The organism is Planomonospora sp. ID67723, from assembly GCF_015711605.1.
GTDB lineage: Bacteria > Actinomycetota > Actinomycetes > Streptosporangiales > Streptosporangiaceae > Planomonospora_A.
In genome coordinates this window covers 2417049-2435794 of record NZ_JABTEZ010000001.1, presented here as the reverse complement: position 1 = coordinate 2435794, position 18746 = coordinate 2417049, and the positions used below count along the sequence as shown (strand labels likewise).

The 18746-nt window shown below is 71.8% G+C and carries 19 protein-coding genes; 12 read left to right on the top strand and 7 right to left on the bottom strand.

The window, feature by feature from the left end; translation table 11 throughout:
- Positions 1-74 precede the first annotated feature (74 nt).
- The 11 genes from HS041_RS38220 (at position 75) to HS041_RS11270 (ending at position 9868) form a co-directional block, all read left to right on the top strand.
- Positions 75-518, top strand: coding sequence for a hypothetical protein (locus HS041_RS38220; RefSeq protein WP_230878525.1), 444 nt, complete (start codon positions 75-77; stop codon positions 516-518).
- Positions 515-826 carry a winged helix-turn-helix domain-containing protein gene (locus HS041_RS38215; RefSeq protein WP_307845238.1) on the top strand — a complete coding sequence of 104 codons (312 nt, stop codon included), beginning with the start codon at positions 515-517 and terminating at the stop codon, positions 824-826. The genes HS041_RS38220 and HS041_RS38215 overlap by 4 nt, the downstream gene beginning before the upstream one ends.
- A complete protein-coding gene (locus HS041_RS11310) occupies positions 826-1704 on the top strand; it encodes an ABC transporter ATP-binding protein (protein WP_196440416.1) in 879 nt (292 codons plus the stop codon). The genes HS041_RS38215 and HS041_RS11310 overlap by 1 nt, the downstream gene beginning before the upstream one ends.
- Entirely contained in the window at positions 1701-2849 is a 1149-nt protein-coding gene (locus tag HS041_RS11305; protein ID WP_196440415.1) for an ABC transporter permease, read from the top strand. Before HS041_RS11310 ends, HS041_RS11305 begins: the two co-directional genes overlap by 4 nt.
- 85 nt (positions 2850-2934) lie before the next feature.
- Positions 2935-3597, top strand: coding sequence for an endonuclease NucS (gene nucS / locus HS041_RS11300; protein ID WP_196440414.1), 663 nt, complete (start codon positions 2935-2937; stop codon positions 3595-3597).
- Between the two features lie 142 nt (positions 3598-3739).
- Positions 3740-4564, top strand: a complete 825-nt coding sequence (locus HS041_RS11295) for an ABC transporter ATP-binding protein (protein ID WP_196440413.1) — start codon at positions 3740-3742, stop codon at positions 4562-4564.
- A gap of 107 nt (positions 4565-4671) precedes the next feature.
- Positions 4672-5514 carry an ABC transporter permease gene (locus HS041_RS11290; protein ID WP_196440412.1) on the top strand — a complete coding sequence of 281 codons (843 nt, stop codon included), beginning with the start codon at positions 4672-4674 and terminating at the stop codon, positions 5512-5514.
- A complete protein-coding gene (locus HS041_RS39970) occupies positions 5472-6821 on the top strand; it encodes a sensor histidine kinase (RefSeq protein ID WP_196440411.1) in 1350 nt (449 codons plus the stop codon). The genes HS041_RS11290 and HS041_RS39970 overlap by 43 nt, the downstream gene beginning before the upstream one ends.
- A gap of 2 nt (positions 6822-6823) precedes the next feature.
- Positions 6824-7447: a response regulator gene (locus HS041_RS11280; RefSeq protein ID WP_196440886.1), complete on the top strand. Its 624-nt coding sequence runs from the start codon at positions 6824-6826 to the stop codon at positions 7445-7447.
- A gap of 207 nt (positions 7448-7654) precedes the next feature.
- Positions 7655-9139 (top strand): aldehyde dehydrogenase family protein, encoded by a 1485-nt coding sequence (locus HS041_RS11275; RefSeq protein ID WP_196440410.1) that lies wholly within the window; start codon positions 7655-7657, stop codon positions 9137-9139.
- Positions 9140-9304: 165 nt separating this feature from the next.
- Entirely contained in the window at positions 9305-9868 is a 564-nt protein-coding gene (locus HS041_RS11270) for a TetR/AcrR family transcriptional regulator (RefSeq protein ID WP_230878524.1), read from the top strand.
- Positions 9869-9936: 68 nt separating this feature from the next.
- On the opposite strand, the gene HS041_RS11265 is transcribed toward HS041_RS11270, so the two are convergent.
- The 5 genes from HS041_RS11265 to HS041_RS11245 form a co-directional block, all read right to left on the bottom strand.
- Positions 9937-10530: a response regulator transcription factor gene (locus HS041_RS11265; RefSeq protein WP_196440408.1), complete on the bottom strand. Its 594-nt coding sequence runs from the start codon at positions 10528-10530 to the stop codon at positions 9937-9939.
- A 40-nt stretch (positions 10531-10570) separates the two neighbouring features.
- Positions 10571-11869, bottom strand: coding sequence for a sensor histidine kinase (locus HS041_RS11260; protein WP_196440407.1), 1299 nt, complete (start codon positions 11867-11869; stop codon positions 10571-10573).
- A gap of 12 nt (positions 11870-11881) precedes the next feature.
- Positions 11882-12676 carry an ABC transporter permease gene (locus tag HS041_RS11255; RefSeq protein ID WP_196440406.1) on the bottom strand — a complete coding sequence of 265 codons (795 nt, stop codon included), beginning with the start codon at positions 12674-12676 and terminating at the stop codon, positions 11882-11884.
- A 92-nt stretch (positions 12677-12768) separates the two neighbouring features.
- Positions 12769-13827 carry an ABC transporter ATP-binding protein gene (locus tag HS041_RS11250; RefSeq protein WP_196440405.1) on the bottom strand — a complete coding sequence of 353 codons (1059 nt, stop codon included), beginning with the start codon at positions 13825-13827 and terminating at the stop codon, positions 12769-12771.
- A gap of 156 nt (positions 13828-13983) precedes the next feature.
- Positions 13984-17187, bottom strand: coding sequence for a S41 family peptidase (locus HS041_RS11245; protein WP_196440404.1), 3204 nt, complete (start codon positions 17185-17187; stop codon positions 13984-13986).
- A gap of 64 nt (positions 17188-17251) precedes the next feature.
- Between HS041_RS11245 and HS041_RS11240 the strand changes: the two genes are divergently transcribed.
- Positions 17252-17842: a cob(I)yrinic acid a,c-diamide adenosyltransferase gene (locus tag HS041_RS11240; protein ID WP_196440403.1), complete on the top strand. Its 591-nt coding sequence runs from the start codon at positions 17252-17254 to the stop codon at positions 17840-17842.
- On the opposite strand, the gene HS041_RS11235 is transcribed toward HS041_RS11240, so the two are convergent.
- Entirely contained in the window at positions 17839-18252 is a 414-nt protein-coding gene (locus HS041_RS11235; protein WP_196440402.1) for a DUF2550 domain-containing protein, read from the bottom strand. The two genes, HS041_RS11240 and HS041_RS11235, sit on opposite strands and share 4 nt — an antisense overlap.
- Positions 18253-18292: 40 nt before the next feature.
- Entirely contained in the window at positions 18293-18700 is a 408-nt protein-coding gene (locus tag HS041_RS11230) for a F0F1 ATP synthase subunit epsilon (RefSeq protein WP_196440401.1), read from the bottom strand.
- Positions 18701-18746 lie beyond the last annotated feature (46 nt).

The window sequence follows — 18746 nt, the reverse complement described above, 5'->3', positions numbered from 1 at the left end:
TTTCAATATCAGGAAAGTACTTGAATGAGAGTTGAGTATCGCCTAGCGTTTAAGTAGATGAGCGAGGAGGGACCATGGGAGAGAACCTCACACCCGAAGACGCCCTGCGGCACATCGGCGACGTCGAGCGGCGCGCGCGCAGGCCCGCTCGGACGACGGGGCTGATCCTCCTGGTCATGGGCTTCGCCAGCGTCCCCTACTGGCTGGTGATGTCGCTCGGCCCCGACTGGTCCAAGTTCGCGGCGATGATTTCATGGCTCACCATGACGATCCTCATCGTCATCCTCGGGCACCGCTGGTCCCAGCTGGCGCAGGACCGCAAAGTCACCTGGATCAACAGGCCCACCGGGCCGGTGACGGTCACCTCCCTCGCCCTGACCGCCGTGATGACGGCGGGGGCGCTCCTCCTCCCGAAGGACCCCGGCGCCGGCTGGATCACGCTGGTCGTCGTGCTGGCGGTCTGCACGAGCATGCCGATGTTCTACGCGGCCTGGCGGATTCTCCGGGCGGAGAGGTGAGCGGGAACGGCTCCCACCCGCGCCACCGGCTGGACGACCTCATCCACGCGCCGGTCCGGCTGTCGATCATGGCTGCCCTGGCCGCCGCGGACAAGGCCGAGTTCCGCTTCCTGCGGGACACGATCGAGGTGAGCGACTCCCTGCTCTCCAAGCACATCATCACGCTGGAGGAGGCGGGTTACGTCGAGGTGGAAAAGGTGTTCGTGGGCAAGCGCCCGCGCACCTGGCTCTCCCTCACCGACGCAGGACGGCACGCCTTCCAGGATTATGTCTCCGTATTGAAGCGACTGACCGAGGGATCCCCCTGATGATCGATATAGATGATCTCCACAAACGGTACGGCGACAAAATCGCCTTGGACGGGGTCTCGTTCTCCGTCAAGCCGGGCGAGATGTTCGGCTTCGTCGGCGCGAACGGCGCGGGCAAGACGACCACGATGCGCATCCTGATGGGCGTGCTGGCCGCCGACTCCGGGCAGGTGCGCCGGGACGGCCGGGCGCTGGCCTTCGAGGACCGGCGCCGGTTCGGCTACATGCCCGAGGAGCGCGGGCTCTACCAGAAGATGAAGGTCGCCGAGCAGGTGCGCTACTTCGGGCAGCTCAACGGCCTGTCCCCCAAGGAGGCGGCGAAGGCGACCGGGGACCTGCTGGAACGGCTCGCGCTCACCGGGCGCGCCGGCGACGAGGTGGGCGCACTCTCCCTGGGCAACCAGCAGCGCGTGCAGCTCGCCGTCGCGCTGGTGCACGATCCCGAGGTCCTCGTGCTGGACGAACCGTTCTCGGGACTGGACCCGATCGCCGTGGACGCGCTCGCCGAGGTGCTCGTCGAACGCCGCACGGCGGGTGTGCCGGTGCTCTTCTCCAGCCACCAGCTGGACCTCGTGGAGCGGCTGTGCGACTCGGTCGGCATCATCTCGGCCGGCCGCATGGTGGCCAGCGACACGGTGGAGGCGCTCCGGGCGCGGGAGGGACGCCGTCTGCTGAAGGTGGTGGTCCGGGGTGCGGCCCCCGACTGGACGACCGGCTTGAGCGGAAATATCACGAAAAACGGTGACGAGGTGCTCTTCGCTGACGCGAACGGCAGCGACCAGGAGATCCTGCGGGCCGCCACGGCGGCGGGAACGGTGGAGCACTTCGGCTGGGAGCGGCCCACGCTCACCGAGATCTTCCGGGAGGCAGTGGCATGAACGGGCTGTGGCTGGTCGCGCGGCGGGAGATCACCACGCGCGGCCGTACGAAGGGGTTCGTCGTCGGCCTGGTGCTGAGCGCGGTCCTGGTCGGCGCCCTCGCCGTCCTCCCCCGGCTCTTCTCCGGCCCCGACTCCTTCACCGTGGGCGTCGTCGACTCCCCGGCGCTGCAGTCCGCGCTCGCCGGGGTCGCCAAGGACGCCGAGGTGACCGCCGAGCCGTTCGCCGACGAGGCCGCGGCGCGCAAGGCCGTCCTCGACGGCGACGTGGACGCCGCCGTGGTGGACGACCGCAGGACGCTGGCCGACGGGGAGGTGGACCGGGAGCTCGGCGCGCTGCTGGAGAGCGCGCACCAGGCGGCGCAGACGCAGAAGCAGCTCGCCGAGGCGGGCCTGGACCCGGCCAAAGTCTCCGCGGCGATGCGGGTCACCCCGCTGGAGCAGGTCTCCGTCGGCGCCGACACCCGCTACGAGGATGTGCGGACGGGCATCGCGTTCCTCCTGGTCATGGTGCTGTTCTTCCTTCTCCTGCAGCCGTCGATGTACGTCGCCATGGGCGTGGTCGAGGAGAAGGGCAGCCGCATCGTCGAGATCCTCCTCACCTCGATCCGCCCCTGGCAGCTGCTCGGCGGCAAGATCCTGGGGCTGGGCATCCTGGCTCTGGCCAATCTCGTCGTGATCATCGTGGCCGGTCTGGGCGCCGCCGTCGCGACCGGCTTCTCCGCCGACCTGCCGCCCGGCATGACCGGCATCGTGCTCGGCACGCTGTTCTGGTTCCTGCTCGGCTACGCCTTCTTCGCCACCATGGCCGCCGCGCTCAGCTCGCTGGTCTCCCGGCAGGAGGAGGTCAGCAGCGTCATCAGCCCGCTGACGCTGCTGATCATGGCCACCTACTTCGTGTCCTACTTCGCGGCCGTCGAGCCCGGCAGCGGGGTGGCCCGCATCCTCTCGCTCATCCCGCCGTTCTCCACGATGGTCATGCCGGTCCGTACGGCCGGCGGCGGGGTGCCCTTCTGGGAGATCGGACTCGCGGCGGCCCTGATGGCCGTGGCGACGGCGGCGATGCTCGCGCTGGGCGCCCGCGTCTACGAGCGCGCGGTCCTGCGCACCGGCGCGCGGGTCAAGCTCTCGGAGGTCGTGCGCTGACAACCGCGCCGTCCGGTGCGGTGAGACGACCGGCCGTCCTCTTCGCAGGGCGGCCGGTCCCGTCAGGCCGGTAGGGTGATGCTCCATGCGGCTGGTCATCGCGCGTTGCAGCGTGGATTACGTGGGAAAGCTCACCGCCCATCTCCCGATGGCGCCCCGGCTGATCTTGATCAAGGCGGACAGCAGCGTGTCGATCCATGCCGACGACCGCGCCTTCAAGCCGCTGAACTGGATGAACCCGCCGTGCAAGCTCCGTGAGGACGGCGGCACCTGGACGGTGACCCACGGAAAGACCGGCGAGAAGCTGATCCTCACCATGGAGGAGATCCTCCACGACTTCAGCCACGAGCTGGGCGTGGACCCCGGTCTGATCAAGGACGGTGTCGAGGCGCACCTGCAGGAGCTGCTGGCCGAGCACATCACCACGCTGGGGGCGGGATACACGCTGGTCCGGCGGGAGTACATGACGGCGATCGGGCCGGTGGACATCCTCTGCCGCGACCACAACGGCTCGACCGTCGCGGTGGAGATCAAGCGGCGGGGTGAGATCGACGGGGTCGAGCAGCTCACCCGCTACCTGGAACTGCTCAACCGCGACCCGCTGCTCGCCCCGGTCAGAGGCGTCTTCGCCGCCCAGGAGATCAAGCCGCAGGCCCGCGTGCTCGCCGCCGACCGGGGCATCGACTGCGTGACCCTCGACTACGACGCGCTGCGCGGCATCGAACCGGAGAACCCCACCCTGTTCTGACCGTACGGAGCTCCGGCCGCGCGGCGCGCCCGCCCGGCCCTCCTCCCCGCCCCGGGCCCGGGCCCGTGTCCTCCGAACGGAGGACAACCGGTTCCACCGGCCGTCGGTACCGCGTGAGCCGTAGCCGGACGATGCTCGGAGCATGACGACAGCGGTGAGAGTGCGGGGCCTGACCAAGCGCTACGGCGACGTGCAGGCGGTCGACGGAATCGACCTCGACATCAGGGCCGGGGAGGTGTTCGCGATCCTCGGCCCGAACGGGGCCGGGAAGTCCACCACGGTGGAGATCCTGGAGGGCCACCGGCGGCGGGACGGCGGCGAGGTCAGCGTCCTGGGGACCGACCCGGGCAGGCCCACCCGCGAGTGGCGCGCCCGGGTCGGGGTGGTGCTGCAGACGGCCAACGACGTGGCCGAGGCCACGGTGCGGGAGACGGTCCGGCACTTCGCGGGCTACTACCCCAGCGCCCGGGACCCGGACGAGGTGATCGAGCGGGTCGGCCTGACCGACAAGGCCGGCAAGCGGATCCGCCAGCTCTCCGGCGGCCAGCGGCGCCGGGTGGACGTGGCGCTGGGCGTGATCGGCGGCCCCGAGCTGCTCTTCCTGGACGAGCCGACCACCGGGTTCGATCCCGAGGCGCGCCGCCAGTTCTGGGAGCTGATCCAGGGGCTGGCCCACCAGGGCACCACGATCGTGCTGACCACCCACTACCTGGACGAGGCCGAGGCGCTGGCCGACAGGGTGGCGGTGATCGCCAAGGGCCGGATCGTGGCCGAAGGCGATCCCGCGACCCTGGGCGGGCGGGCCACCGCCGAGGCCACGGTCCGCTGGGCGGGCGGTTCCGTGGAGACCGGCACCCCCACGAAGACCGTCCTGGAGCTGACCCGGCAGTTCGACGGCGAGATCCCGGAGCTGGCCGTGACCCGGCCGTCCCTGGAGGACGTCTACCTCCGCCTGATCGAGGGCTGACCTCCGCGCACCCGGCCCCCGCGCGACACCACACCCGCCCAGCCGGGAGCCGGCTCGCGGCCCGGCCCCATACGACATCCACCCCGCCTGACCGAGGAACGATCCCCATGACCCAGATCGTCGCTCCACCCGCCGTTCCGGCGGCCCCCGCCGAACTGCCCTCCGCGATCAGACTGAGCCTGTCGCGGGCGGCCATCGAGACCCGCATGTTCTTCCGCGAGAAGGACGCGGTGATCTTCACCTTCTCCTTCCCGATCATCCTGCTGGTGATCTTCGGGTCGATCTTCGCGAACGACCTGGAGGGCACCGGCCTGAACGTCTCCCAGCTCTACGTGGCCGGATTGATCGGCTCCGCGACCATGACGGGCTTCCAGAACCTCGGCATCGGCATCGCGATGGACCGGGACGACGGCACGCTCAAGCGGCTGGCCGGCACCCCGATGCCGCCCTCCGCCTACTTCGCGGGCAAGGCGCTCAACACCCTGCTCGTCTCCTTCGTCCAGGTGGTGATCCTGCTGGCCATCGGAGTGGCCCTGTTCGGGCTGGAGCTGCCCGCGGAGGCGTCCGGCTGGCTGACCTTCGCCTGGGTGTTCGTGCTCGGCGTGCTCGGATCGTCCCTGCTCGGCATCGCCGTCAGCAGCCTGCCCCGGTCGGGCAAGAGCGCCAGCGCGGTGATCGCGATGCCGTTCGTGGTGCTGCAGTTCATCTCCGGGGTGTTCATCCCGATCAGCGAACTGCCCGAGTGGCTGACCCGGATCGCGTCGTTCTTCCCGCTGAAGTGGATGTGCCAGGGATTCCGATCGGTCTTCCTGGGCGACGGCGGTGCCACACTTGAACTGGCCGCATCATACGAACTCGACCGAGTGGCGCTGATCCTGGGCGCCTGGGTCATCGGAGGGCTCCTGCTGTGTCTGACGACCTTCCGCTGGAAGAGCCGCCGCGACGGATAGGGACCCACCCGGACGTACCGCGGGAACCCCTGCCGGACCGGAGGGGCGGCCCGGCAGGACGGGCGCCGATCCCGCTGCTGCGGCCCGGCCGGCCCGCAGACCCGGCCGGACCGCACGTCTGGGAGTCGCTGCGCGGCTGGGAGGTGCTGCTCGCCGCCACCACGCTCGTCCCGGCCGCGTTCGTCGCGCTGGACGGCTCCGGCTCCTCCGGCAGGTTCCTCTCCGCCGGGCTCATGGCCGCGATCCTGCCCGTCTACGTCCTGGTCGGCCGTCCGGCGATCGTGCGCGAGGACCGGCGGCGCGGGATCGTCTACCTGGTCCTCCTCGTCGCCTTGTTCGTCCCCGCCGCGCTCATCGAGCCGACGATGACGTTCGCGCTCTTCGGCCTCTGCCCGCAGTGCTTCATGGTGCTGCAGGCCAGGACCGCCGTGGCGATGGTCGTCGTGCTCAACCTCGCCCCGGCCGCCCGCTTCCTCGTCTCCGACGACGGCTGGGCGGGAACCTTCAACTTCCTGACCGTCACCACAATCGTGATCTTCTTCTCCGCCGTCTTCGGCCTGTGGATCGAGCGGATCATGGAGCAGAGCGAGGAGCGGGCCGCGCTCATCCGGGAACTGGAGGCCCAGCGGGCCGAGGTGGCCCGGCTCTCCGCCGAGCGGGGAGCCCTGGCCGAGCGTGCGCGGCTCGCCGGGGAGATCCACGACACCCTGGCACAGGGGTTCACCAGCATCATCATGCTGATCCAGGCCGCCGAGGCCCAGCCGGACCCGGCCCGCCACCTGGCGCTGGCCGTACGGACCGCACGGGAGAACCTCGCCGAGGCCCGCACCCTGATCGCCGCGCTCAGCCCCGCTCCGCTGGACGGCTCCACCTTCGACGAGGCCCTCAAGCGTCTCACCGCCCGGCTGGGCGAGGAGACGGGGATCACGGCGGCCGCCTCCGTCCGCGGGGCGTCCCGGCCCCTGCCGCCGCCCACCGAGGTGGTCCTCATCCGTGCCGTCCAGGAAGCCCTGGCCAACGTGCGCAAGCACGCGGCGGCCGGCCGGGTGGACGTCTCGGCGACCTACGGGTCCGATGCCGTGAGGCTGAAGATCCGCGACGACGGGCGCGGCCTCACCCCCGGCGCCGGCGGCGGGTACGGCCTGCGGGGCATGCGCGCCCGCGTCGAGCAGGTGGGCGGGCGCCTCACCCTGACCGGCACACCCGGCGGGGGCACCACCCTCGAGATCGTCGTTCCCACCGGCCCGGGCACCCCCTCGGGGGAGACCGTCACCGGAACCGCCGTCACCACCGGGCAGGGGGCATGACCTTGCTGCGCCTGATGATCGTCGATGACCACCCGGTGGTCCGCGAGGGCCTGCGCGGGATGCTGGAGGCCGATCCCGGGCTCACCGTGGCCGGCGAGGCCGCGTCGGGGGACGAGGCGGTCGTGCGGGCACGGGAGCTCGTCCCGGATGTGATCCTGATGGATCTGCGCATGCCGGACGGTGACGGGGTCAGTGCGATCTCCCGCATCCTGGCGGACCGCCCGGGGAGCCGGGTGATCGTGCTGACCACCTACGAGACCGACCAGGACATCGTGCGCGCGGTCGAGGCCGGGGCCGCCGGGTACCTCCTCAAGGACACCTCCCGGGCGGACCTGCTGGCCGCGATCGCCGCGGCCGCGCGGGGCGAGACCGTGCTCTCGCCGTCGGTGGCGACCAGGCTCGTGACCCGGATGCGGGCCCCCGCGACCGGATCGCTGTCCCGGCGCGAGATCGAGGTGCTCTCCCTCGTGGCGGGAGGGCTGACCAACGCGGAGATCGGCAGGGAGCTGTTCATCAGCGAGACCACGGTCAAGACGCATCTGCTGCGGGTCTTCGGCAAGCTCGGCGTCTCCGATCGCACCGCCGCGGTCACCACCGCCCTGGACCGGGGAATCCTCATCAGGTGAACGGCCGGGCCCTCAGGCGGGCGACCAGCCGCCGGACCGGCGGCACGGACCCGGTGCGACCTCCGGGGCGCCCCGCGTAAGTGATGGTTTACTGCACAACGGCCGCGGTCTATCGTGGGCGCACCGTGCCCGTCCGGTCCGCCGTGCCCCGCGGGGTCGCGGCGAGCGCCCTTCTCCGGGCATCCGCCACGCGACAGGAGGCCCGTGATGTCCATGACGACAGAGCAGCGCACCTTCGACTCCCTCGACCCCGCCACCGGCGCCGTCGTCGGCACCCATCCCGTCCAGGACGCCCGGGCCGTACGGGCCGCCGTTGCGGAGGCCGAGCGCGCCGCGGAGTGGTGGGGCGGGCTGGGGTGGGCCGAGCGCAGGCGCAGGCTGCTCGACTACAAGGCGGTCGTCACGCGGGACATCGCCCGGATCGTCGGCACGGTCCACCGGGAGACCGGCAAGCCGAAGGCCGACGCCACCCTCGAGGCGATCCTGGCCATCACCCACCTCGACTGGGCGGCCCGCAACGCGCGCAAGGTGCTCGGGGCGCGCCGGGTCTCCCCCGGGATGGTCGGCGCCAACCTCGCGGCGACGCTGGAGTACCTGCCGCTGGGCGTGGTCGGGGTCATCGGCCCGTGGAACTATCCGGTCTTCACCCCGATGGGCTCGATCGCCTACGCGCTGGCGGCGGGCAACGCCGTGGTGTTCAAGCCGAGCGAGCTGACCCCGGGCACGGGCGTGCTGCTGGCCGAGCTGTTCGCCGAGGCGGTGCCCGAGCAGCCCGTCTTCCGTACGGTGACCGGCCTGGGCGAGACGGGTGCCGCGCTCGCGGGGGATCCCGGGGTCAAGAAGATCGCGTTCACCGGTTCGACGGCCACCGCCAAGCGGGTGATGGCGGCGTGCGCGCAGAACCTGACGCCGATGGTCGCCGAGTGCGGCGGCAAGGACGCGCTGATCGTGGACGCCGACGCGGACGTGGCCGCGGCGGCGGACGCGGCCCTGTGGGGCGCGATGTCCAACTCCGGGCAGACCTGCGTCGGCGTGGAGCGGGTCTACGTGGTCGACGCGGTCTACGACGCCTTCATGCGGGAGCTGACCGGGCGGGCCCGCGAGGTCCGGGCCGGCGAGGACTACGGCCCGGTCACCATGCCCGCGCAGCTCGACGTCATCCGGCGGCACATCGACGACGCCGTCGCGAGCGGGAAGGCGGTCCTCGGCGGGCCGGAGTCGGTCCGCGCGCCGTACGTCGACCCGGTGATCGTGGAGGACGTGCCCGAGGACTCCCCCGCGGTCCGCGAGGAGACGTTCGGACCGACCCTCACGATCAAGCGCGTCGCCGACGCGGAGGAGGCCCTGGAGAAGGCCAACGCCACCGCCTACGGCCTGGCCGGAACGATCTTCTCGGGCGACCGGCGGCGGGCCGTGGAGCTCGCCCGCCGGATGCGGAGCGGGATGACCGCGATCAATTCGGTCATCTCCTTCGCCTCCGTCCCCGCCCTGCCCTTCGGCGGCCTCGGCGACTCCGGCTTCGGCCGGATCCACGGCGCGGACGGGCTACGGGAGTTCGCCCGGCCCAAGGCCGTCTCCCGCCAGCGCTTCGCGCTGCCCGGAATGAACCTCACCTCCTTCACTCGAACGCAAGCCGAACTTGACCGCGTAGTCAAGCTTGTGACGTTCTTACATGGCCGTCGGAAGCAATAACGCCCTGACTCTTCCCCAAAAAGGATCTTGCACCCATAATGGTGGGTTCCGGTATCCAGGATCATGGGGTGGATGTGATAGAGCGTGAATTTGTCAAGCCCTCACCCGCAGCGAGGACTTGACGTGGGTGGGCGTCCATACAGAGGAATGTCCGCAGAGGAGCGGTTGGCGGAGCGTCGCGAACGGCTGATCAAGGCGGCCTACAACCTCTATGCCAGAAACGGTTTCCCGGACACCACCATCGAGAAGCTGTGCACCGCCGCGCGCATCTCCAACCGCGCCTTCTACGAGTGTTTCAGCGGCCGCGAGGAGCTGATGCAGGTGGTGTACGACAGGTGTGTCCAGGACAACCTCGTCGCGGTCTCCAAGGCCGTCGAGCAGGCGCCCAACACGCTGCTCGGCCGCATCGAGGCCGGCGTCGCCGCCTACATCGAGTTCGTCACCGAGGATCCGCGCCGCGCCAGGATCCTGCATCTGGAGGTACGGCGAGCGGGCGACTGCCTCACCACCTCACGCCAGGAGGCCGTGGCGGGCTTCACGCAGATCATCGAGACCGGCCTCCTGCAGACGCCCGAGGAGGCCGGGACCGACCCGCACCTGCTCGTGCTCGGCATGATCGGTGCGCTCCAGGAGCTTCTCATCGAGTGGGTTCTGGCCGACGAGCCGCCTTCGATCGACCAGTTGATCGGCACCGCCGTGCATATCTACCGACGGTCGCTGGCGATGTGACCGGCCCCGCCCGGCGGAGACCTCGCCGGGCGTCCGGGCACCGGCCCGGCCCTGAGGCCGGGAGGGCGTCAGAGCCAGCCCTTCTCCTGGGCGACCCGGATCGCGGTGATCCGGTTGCCGGCTCCCAGCTTGGTGATCGCGCTGGACAGGTAGTTGCGGACGGTGCCCTCGGTGAGGTGGAGCGAGGCCGCGATCTCTCCCACCGAGGCGCCCCGCGCGGCCAGGGCCAGCGCGTCCCGCTCCCGGTCGGTCAGCGGGCTCTCCCCCGCCATCATCGCCGAGGCGGCCATCTCCGGGTCGAGATAGCGCCCGCCGGAGTGCACCCTGCGGATCGCCTCGGCGAGCTCGGCGGAGGAGGCGTCCTTGGGGACGAAGCCGCGCACCCCGGCCGCCAGCGCCCGGCGCAGGTAGCCGGGGCGGCCGAAGCTGGTCAGCATCAGCATGGCGTGCCCCGGCAGGTTCTCCGCGACGCTCAGCCCGTCCATCCCCGGCATCTCGATGTCCAGCACGATCACGTCGGGCGCGTGGTCCCGTACGGCCGGCTCCACCAGATCCCCTCTGGCCACTTGGGCCACGACCTCGATGTCCGGCTCCAGCCCGAGCAGCGTGGCCACCGCCTCCCGGATCAGGTGCTCGTCATCGGCCAGCAGCACCCGGATCACCGGACCTCCTCCGGCGGCACCGCGGCCCGCGTCGCCCGGGTCATCGCACTCCCTCCAGCGGGACCGTCGCCCGCACCCTGAACTCCCCGGAGCGGTCCGCCCCGGCCGTGACCGAGCCGCCCCAGGCGGCCACCCGCTCCGCCATCCCGGTCAGGCCCGTGCCTCCCCGGCCACCCGTCCCCGACACACCGTCGTTGGTCATCTCCAGCACCGCCGTCCCGCCCTGCAAGGTGATCGAGATCCGGCAGAAGGTCGCCGCGCTGTGCCTCAGCACGTTGGTGGTGCCCTCGCGGACCAGCCAGGCCAGCAGCGTGGCCAGCTCCTCGGGCATCTCCTCCGGCGGGACCTGGAGCATGCACCGGATCCCGCCCGCCTCCAGGACCGCGGCCATGCTGCGCAGTTCGGCGTCGAGGTCCACCGTCCGGTAGCCGCGCACCGCCGTACGGATCTCCTTCAGCGCCTCCCTGGCCAGTCCGCGCACCTCGTCCATCTCCGCGGCGGCCCGTTCGGCGTCGGCTCCGACGAGCCTGACGGCCACCTCGCTCTTGACCGCGATCGCGGAGAGGCTGTGCCCGACGAGGTCGTGCAGGTCGCGGGCGAAGCGGAGCCGCTCCTCCGTCACCGCCAGCCGGGCCTGCGCCGCCTTGCCTGCCTCCGCAGCCCGGACCACCTCCCAGAACCAGAGCTGGAAGCGGTTCGCCCACGGGATGCCCATGGACCCTCCGACGTAGGCGCCGACCGCGCCGCCGAACGCGTCCGCGTCCGGGTAGATCGCCAGGGCGGCCGCAGAACCCGGGTCCCCGGGCCACAGGAGGAAGAGGCCGACCGCGGTCGAGCCGAGGCTGGCGGCCAGGGTGCCGGACCGGCTCAGCAGCAGCGCCGCGCCCGCCGCCCAGGCCGGTGCGATCAGCCCCCAGGACCAGAAGTGCCCTTCCTGGGTCGCCAGCACGGCCAGTGCGATCGCGCCCGAGGCGGCGACCTCCCGGTTCGCGGCGACGCCGTCCATCGCGGCTCTGATCATGCGCAGCTGGAGCAGGGTGAAGGGGACCAGCGCCAGCAGTCCCAGCGCGGAGAGGGAGAACAGGTCCACTCTGGCGCCTCGGGAGAGCCAGCCGAGGGGGCCGGCCCACGCCAGGACGATGCCGATCCCCAGCATCCACGCGGTCAGCCGGCGCAGCCGCTCGATCTGGGAGCGCCTCTCCCGGCGCAGGAGCCTGCCGAGCGGGCCGGCGCCCGGGGCGGGCAGCCGGGACAGCGGCCGGGACAGCGGCCGGGACACGGCCGAGGGGACGAGGCGCCGCGCGCGCCCCGTCCCCTTCTCATCAGCGTTCGTTGACATGTGGCAACAACGTTAGCCGTGCCGGGGTTCCCACCGGAACAGCCACCTGGCCAGCAGCGCACCGATCACGATCCAGCCGAGCATGATCCCGATCGAGGGCAGCGCGCCCACCCACTGCTCGACCATGGTCAGCTTCTCGCCGCCGCCGGTGAAGTGGTTCGCGCCCAGGAAGCCGGTGCGCATCATCTCCACGATCGGCGTGACCGGGAGCAGGCCCGCGACCACGGCCAGCGGGCCGGGCAGCGCGTCGGCGGGGAACGCGACCGGCGCGGCGACCATCATGACGAGCAGCACCGGCAGCACCGTGACCTGCGCCAGCTCGGCGTTGGGCGTCATACCGGAGAAGGCCGCCGCGATCAGGCCGAACACCGCGACCCCCAGGACGGCGGCGAGCACCACCAGCGGCACGTTGGCCGGCAGGATGCCCTCGAAGCGGTGGACCCAGATCCCCAGCAGCACCACCTGACCGAGGAAGATCACCAGAGCGCTGAGCCCGCTGCCCGCCATGACCGCCGCCGCCGACGGCTGGCCCCCGCGCAGCCGCTTGAGCACCAGCTCCTCGCGGCGGGACGTGAAGGCGTTGACCAGGTTGACGAAGACCGCGAACGCCAGCATCAGCCCGGGCACCCCGGTCAGGACGAACACCCTGCCGCTCACACCGGCGGTCTCCCCCACCGGGAACGTGCTGTAGACCGCGGCTATCAGGATCGGCATCAGCATCACGTTGAACAGCACGGTGGTGTTCCTGCCGACCAGCGTCAGGTCGAGCCGCGCCAGCCGTACGGCGTGCAGAACATCGGTCTTCATTACTCGCCACTCCTCATCCGCATCCGCCGCGCGGGCCGGCCGCCCTCGCGTACCGCTCCGCCTGCCATGTCGATTCCGTCGCGCTTCACGGCTCAGACCTCTCCCACGACCCGCATGAAGACGTCCTCGAGGGTCCCGCGGCGCACCGCGAGCCGTCCCAGGGTCTCGCCGCGCGTGTCGGCCCAGGCCAGCAGCGGCCGGAGCGCGGCGTGCGCGCGGGTCGCCGTGTCGGTCCCGGCCAGCGTGTAACCGACCTCCGTGCCGCCGCCGTCGTAGGTCAGCACCGGGGCCACGCCGTCCAGTGTGGGCAGGTCGCCGAACGTCCAGGAGACGCCGGGGAGCCGGAAAGTGATCATGTCGCCGGAGGTGGCCACCACCTCGTCGACCGTGCCGTGGGTGTGGATCCGGCCCTCGTGCATGATGGCCAGCCGGTCGGCCAGGCGCTCGGCCTCCTCCAGGTAGTGCGTGGTCAGCAGCACGGTGGTGCCCGCGTCCCGCAGGTTCTCCACGACCTTCCACGTGGTACGGCGCGCCTCGGGGTCCATCCCGGTGGTCGGCTCGTCCAGGAAGAGCACCTCGGGCCCGGAGAGCACCGCGAGCGCGAGGTCGAGCCTGCGCTTCTGGCCGCCGGAGAGCTGCTTGACCTTGACCCTGGCCTTCTTCTCCAGGCCCACCAGCTCCAGCGCGCCCATGATCGCGCGGTCCACCCGGCGGACCCGGCCCATGAGGGTGAAGCCGCCCGCCAGTTCGGTGCCGCCGGAGAGGGTGACCGGGCGGCCGGCGTCCTCGCTCAGGCCCTTCCACAGGCCCACGGTCTCGGCCACGGTGAGGTCGCCGAGGAAGCCGCCCTCCTGGAGCATGATGCCCACGCGGGGGCGGAGCTCGCGGTGCTGCTTGACGGGGTCGAGGCCGAGGACCCGGACGGTGCCGTCGGTGGCGGGCGTGTAGCCCTCCAGGACCTCCATCGTGGTGGTCTTCCCGGCCCCGTTGGTGCCGAGCAGGGCGAAGATCTCTCCCCGCGGGACGGTGAAGGAGATCCCGCGCACGGCCTCGAAGTCGCCGTACTTCTGTCGCAGCCCGCCGACCTCGATCACGTTGTCGAGGCCGTCGAGCACCGCGCCGGTCGCGTCCGCAAGCTGTGGTGTCCTCATGGGGAAAATCCTCGTCCACCCGCCCGGCCGCAGGTAGTCGCCGATATCACCGGAGGGACATGGATCGTGCAGGTGATCGGAATGACAAATGTCATACCGGGCGGCCGGGCCGGAGACGGGGCCTCCGGCGGGCCCGTCCCCGGCCCGGTCCCGGGGTCACCGGCGGGGCGGCAGTACCGGCCTGCGCCGGGACGGACGGGTCGCGGCGTCGGGCGGGCTCGCCGCGGGGCGCTCCGCCAGGGCGGCGAGCGCCAGCCGTACCGCCTCCTCGATCTGCGGGTCCCGTCCGGCGGCCCAGTCGTCCGGGGTGATGTCCACCTCGACGTCCGGATCGACGCCGTAGTTCTCCACACCCCAGCCGAGCCCCTCGAACCAGAAGGAGTACCTCGGCACCGTGATGGCCGTCCCGTCCGCCAGGCGGTGGTCGTCGTCGATGCCGATGACCCCACCCCAGGTGCGGGTGCCGACCACCGGCCCGAGCTTGTGGATCTTGAAGGCGGCGGTCACGATGTCGCCGTCGGACCCGGCGTTGTAGTCGGTGACCGCGACGAGCGGGCCGCGCGGCGCGTCCTCGGGATAGGTGATCGGCGACAGCCCGCGGGGCAGGTCCCAGGCGATGACCCGGCGCAGCAGCTTCTCGATGACCAGCTCGGAGGTGTGGCCGCCCCGGTTGCCCCGGACGTCCACGACCAGCCCCTCGAAGGTCATCTCCCGGCGCAGGTCGCGGTGGAACTGCGCCCAGCCCTCGGCCACCATGTCGGGGATGTGCAGGTAGCCCAGGCGCCCGTCGCCCAGCTCGCGGACGTGCGCCCGGCGGGCGGCCACCCAGTCCTGGTAGCGCAGCCGCCGGTCGTCGCGGAGCGGCGTGACGACCACCCTGCGCCCGCCGCCCAGGGTCAGCTCGACCGGCTTGTCCGCGGCGCCGACCAGCAGCCGCGCGGGACCCTCCGGCGGCACCGGGCGGCCGTCGACCGCCAGCAGCGTCTCCCCCGGCTGGACGGCCGCGCCGGGCGCGGCCAGCGGGGATCGGGCGCGCACGTCCGACGACTCGCCGGGCAGCACCCGCTCCACCTGCCAGCGGCCCTCACCGTTCCTGGACAGGTCCGCGCCGAGCAGGCCGACCGGGTCGGAGCCGGGCGGACCCCAGGGCGCGGGGACGACATAGGCGTGCGAGCTGCCGAGCTCGCCGACAACCTCCCAGAGCAGGTCCGCGAAGTCGTCGTCGGTGGAGACCCGGTCCACCAGCGGCCGGTACTCCTCCAGCACCGCGTCCCACTCGACGTCCGCCAGGTCCTCCACCCAGAAGTCGGCCCGCATCCGGCGGCCCATCTGGGCGTAGGCGTGCCGCCGGTGGACCACGGGGTCGACGGTGACCCGGATCCGCGACAGGTCCACGGTCACGTCGTCGTCGCCGTTCTTCCCGGTGGCGGAGCGGACCGTGAGCGCGCCCTTGTCGCAGGCGACGAGGCGGGTCCCGTCGCCGCTCACCCGGTACCAGTCGAGCTTGTCGACCAGTTCCTCGCAGGTGCGCTTGGCCAGGTCGTAGCGGTCCAGGGCGGGCCTGGGCGGCTCCGCGCCGAGCTCGTCCCGGTCCTCGCCGAGCTCGCCGGCCAGCGGTTCGCGCAGCCAGACGAACCCGCCCTTGACCGCGCGCAGCGTCGAGTAGCGGCCCTCGGGCACCGGCACCTGCACGACGCGGGAGGCGATCCCCTCCACGTCCACGGTGAGCGCGGCGCCGTCCTTCTTCCCGCCGTCCTTCTCTCCGCCCTTCTCCCCGCCGTCGCCGTCCTGCTCGGCTGCGGGCCGCCCGTCGGTGCTGGGCGCGAAGGGCGAGGGGGTGGAGGCCGCCAGAGGGACCAGGTAGGGGCGGTAGCCGTACGGGAAGGACATGTCGAAGGAGTGCGCGTCGTAGACCGGGTCGAACCCGCGGCGCGACAAGAACGCCAGGTGATCGGCGGTGAAGGCGGGTGAGACGTCCACGAAGCGGCCGTCGGTCACATCGTGGATCACCCGGTCGGTCACCCGGGCCAGCCGGATCCGGCGCAGCGGGGTGGCCTCCGGGTGCGACCAGGCGAGCCAGGCGGAATCGGGCGACCAGGTCATCCCGTCGATCTCGCCGTTGGCGCGGGCCAGCTCGACGACCTCTGCCGACGCCACGTCCACCAGGAGGAGCCGCCCGTCCCTGGCCGCCACCGCGACCGTGGCGCCGTCGGGCGCGGGGGCCAGGTCCCCGACCTCGCCCAGCCTCCCGCCGGCGATCCTGCGGGTCTCCCCGCCCCCGGCCGGGCCGATCTCCAGGCCCTGGTCCACCCCGTCGTCGAAGACCCACACCACCTGGTCGGCGCCGAGCATGCGGGGCTTGCCCGAGGCCGGCCCGGAACCGAGCTGCCGGGCCGGGCCGTCCCGGTGGGTGAGCCAGTGCACGGTGCCGCCGACCTCCACCGCACTGGCCCGTCCGGTCGCGTCCACGGCCAGGTCGTGCAGGTCGCGGCCCGCGTCCACCCTCCTCGGCTGCCGTCCCCGCAGCGGGGAACCGGGCCGGACGTCCAGCTTGCGGGTCTCGGCGTCCAGGCCGTCGAGGATGTAGAGGTCGCCGGCGTTCTGGTAGACGATCCGGGTGCCGTCGGTGGTGGCGTGCCGGGCGTAGAAGGCGTCGTGGTCGGTGTGGCGGCGCAGGCCGGTGCCGTCGAGCTCGGTGGAATAGAGGTTGCCGACGCCCTCGTGGTCGGAGAGGAAGACCAGGCGCCCGCCGACCAGCATCGGGCTCGCGAAATGACCGTTCAGCCCGGCCGCCAGGCGGATGAAGTCACCGTCTCCGCGCCTGACCCACAGGCGCCCCGCCGTACCGCCCCGGTAGCGCTTCCAGGTCCCCGGGTCGCGGGCGAGGGAGGCGGTGAGCAACGCCACCGTGTTCTCCGGGCTCCCCGGGCCGTGCGGGTTCCCGGCGACCGCCAGATCGGTGACGGGGCCGTACGGCAGCCGCTCGGCCTGCCCGCCGTCCAGCACGTAGGCGAAGGTCATGGAGGCGAAAGGCTGGCCCGTCGCGCTGATCGCGAGGACCCGGCCGTCCGGGGTCCACCCCCGGGTCCGGGTCCGGGAGTCGCCCCAGTGGGTCAGCCGCTCGGCGGATCCGGTCTCCAGGTCCGCCAGGAACACCTCGGGGTCGCCGTCACGCAGGCTGGTCCAGGCGACCTTCGTGGCGTCGGGGGACAGGCGGGGGTGGCTCGCCGGAGCCCGGTCGGCGGAGAGACGCCAGGCCCGTCCTCCCTCCGCCGGTGCCGCCCAGACGTCATCATCGGCGACGAACGTCAGCGTCCCACCGGAGATGTGAGGAAAACGCAGGTAAGAACCAGAAAGCATCGTTGAAGCATATTGCCCGCCATGGGATTGATCAGGGGATTTTTTGGCCGGATACCCTGGCCCCATGACGCGAGCTGACAGAGACAACCCGGTGGTGCTCTCCAAGATCTACACCCGCACCGGGGACGACGGCACCACGGCCCTCGGCGACATGAGCCGCACCCGTAAGACCGACCCGCGTCTGGCCGCCTACGCGGACGTGGAGGAGGCCAACGCCGCTCTCGGCGTGGCGTTGTCTCTCGGCACCCTCGACGAGGACGTCGCCGCCGTCCTCCGCCGGATCCAGAACGAGCTGTTCGACGTCGGCGCCGACCTGTGCAGCCCGGTCACGGAGAACCCGGAGTTCCCCCCGCTGCGCGTCGAGCCGTCCTACGTCGAGTGGCTGGAGGCCCGCTGCGACGAGTTCAACGAGCGCCTCACGCCGCTGCGCAGCTTCATCCTCCCCGGGGGCTCCCCCGCCGTCGCCCAGCTCCATGTGGCCAGGACGGTCGTGCGCCGCGCCGAGCGGACCGTCTGGTCGGCCATGGAGGCCCACGACGACGTCAACCCGCTGACCGCGAAGTACCTCAACCGGCTGAGCGACCTGATGTTCATCCTCTGCCGGGTGGCCGCGGGCGGCGACGAGATCCTCTGGAAGCCCGGCGGCACCCGCTAGGCGACGTCGAGGTGGGCGCTGGGCGGGGCGGACTCCAGCCAGGCCACGAAACCGGTCAGCGCCCGGTAGCCCGCGGCCAGTTCGAAGCGGAACTCGCCGCTCTCGCACTCCAGGGCCGTCACCCCCTCCAGGAAACCGAAGAACTCGCCGGTCCCGATGCGGCGGCGCCCGGAAACCACGAGGCCGCGCCTCGCGATCACGTGGCGCGGCCTCGGTAGCAGACCTATGAGCGGGATCCAGTTGAGCCGGTCCCCGGTGTATCGGGCCACCCCCACCCGCCAGCCCCGGCGACCGGGCAGCGGGCGCAGACAGCACAGCACCGAGCTGCGGGAGCGGGTGAGGATCAGCACGCGGGAGGCCAGAAGGGCGACGAGCAGCGCCGCAACGATGAGTACGTCGAGTACTGCCATGTCCGCCGCCCCCAGAAACCACACCGCTCAGAAGCAGAACCTATCCGACTTCCTCGCCTGCCGCGCGCAGCCGGGCCCTGGCACGCTTGGCCTCGGCGGCGGCGTCCGCGTTCTCCTGGTCGGCCTCGACGGAGGCCTGCGCGCGGTCCAGCGCGTTCTTCGCCCTGGCGACGTCCACCTCGGAGCCGAGCTCGGCCACCTCGGCGAGGATCGACACCTCGTTGTCGGCGACCGAGAGGAAGCCGCCGTGGACCGCGGCGACCAGGTCGGGCTCGCCGCCGCCGCGCTTGACCGTCAGCACGCCGCCCTCGACGAGGACGCCGAGCACGGGAGCGTGCTGGGGCATGATGCCGATCTCGCCGTCGACGGTCTTGGCGATCACCATGTCGGCATCGCCGGACCAGATCTCCCGCTCCGGGGAGACCACGCCTACTCGCAGCTTCGCCACTTTCTCTGCGTTCCTTTCGAACCAGGTGCCGGTACGGCGTCGGCCG

What these genes read in the sequence shown, in the direction of transcription:
- HS041_RS11235 (WP_196440402.1), bottom strand. Translation starts at nt 18,252, where the DNA reads ATGGCAGTACTCGACGTACTCATCGTTGCGGCGCTGCTCGTCGCCCTT.
- HS041_RS11240 (WP_196440403.1), top strand. Translation starts at nt 17,252, where the DNA reads ATGACGCGAGCTGACAGAGACAACCCGGTGGTGCTCTCCAAGATCTAC.
- HS041_RS11310 (WP_196440416.1), top strand. Translation starts at nt 826, where the DNA reads ATGATCGATATAGATGATCTCCACAAACGGTACGGCGACAAAATCGCC.
- HS041_RS11260 (WP_196440407.1), bottom strand. Translation starts at nt 11,869, where the DNA reads ATGTCAACGAACGCTGATGAGAAGGGGACGGGGCGCGCGCGGCGCCTC.
- HS041_RS38220 (WP_230878525.1), top strand. Translation starts at nt 75, where the DNA reads ATGGGAGAGAACCTCACACCCGAAGACGCCCTGCGGCACATCGGCGAC.
- nucS (WP_196440414.1), top strand. Translation starts at nt 2,935, where the DNA reads ATGCGGCTGGTCATCGCGCGTTGCAGCGTGGATTACGTGGGAAAGCTC.
- HS041_RS11245 (WP_196440404.1), bottom strand. Translation starts at nt 17,187, where the DNA reads ATGCTTTCTGGTTCTTACCTGCGTTTTCCTCACATCTCCGGTGGGACG.
- HS041_RS11290 (WP_196440412.1), top strand. Translation starts at nt 4,672, where the DNA reads ATGACCCAGATCGTCGCTCCACCCGCCGTTCCGGCGGCCCCCGCCGAA.
- HS041_RS11295 (WP_196440413.1), top strand. Translation starts at nt 3,740, where the DNA reads ATGACGACAGCGGTGAGAGTGCGGGGCCTGACCAAGCGCTACGGCGAC.
- HS041_RS11305 (WP_196440415.1), top strand. Translation starts at nt 1,701, where the DNA reads ATGAACGGGCTGTGGCTGGTCGCGCGGCGGGAGATCACCACGCGCGGC.
- HS041_RS11255 (WP_196440406.1), bottom strand. Translation starts at nt 12,676, where the DNA reads ATGAAGACCGATGTTCTGCACGCCGTACGGCTGGCGCGGCTCGACCTG.
- HS041_RS11275 (WP_196440410.1), top strand. Translation starts at nt 7,655, where the DNA reads ATGTCCATGACGACAGAGCAGCGCACCTTCGACTCCCTCGACCCCGCC.
- HS041_RS11250 (WP_196440405.1), bottom strand. Translation starts at nt 13,827, where the DNA reads ATGAGGACACCACAGCTTGCGGACGCGACCGGCGCGGTGCTCGACGGC.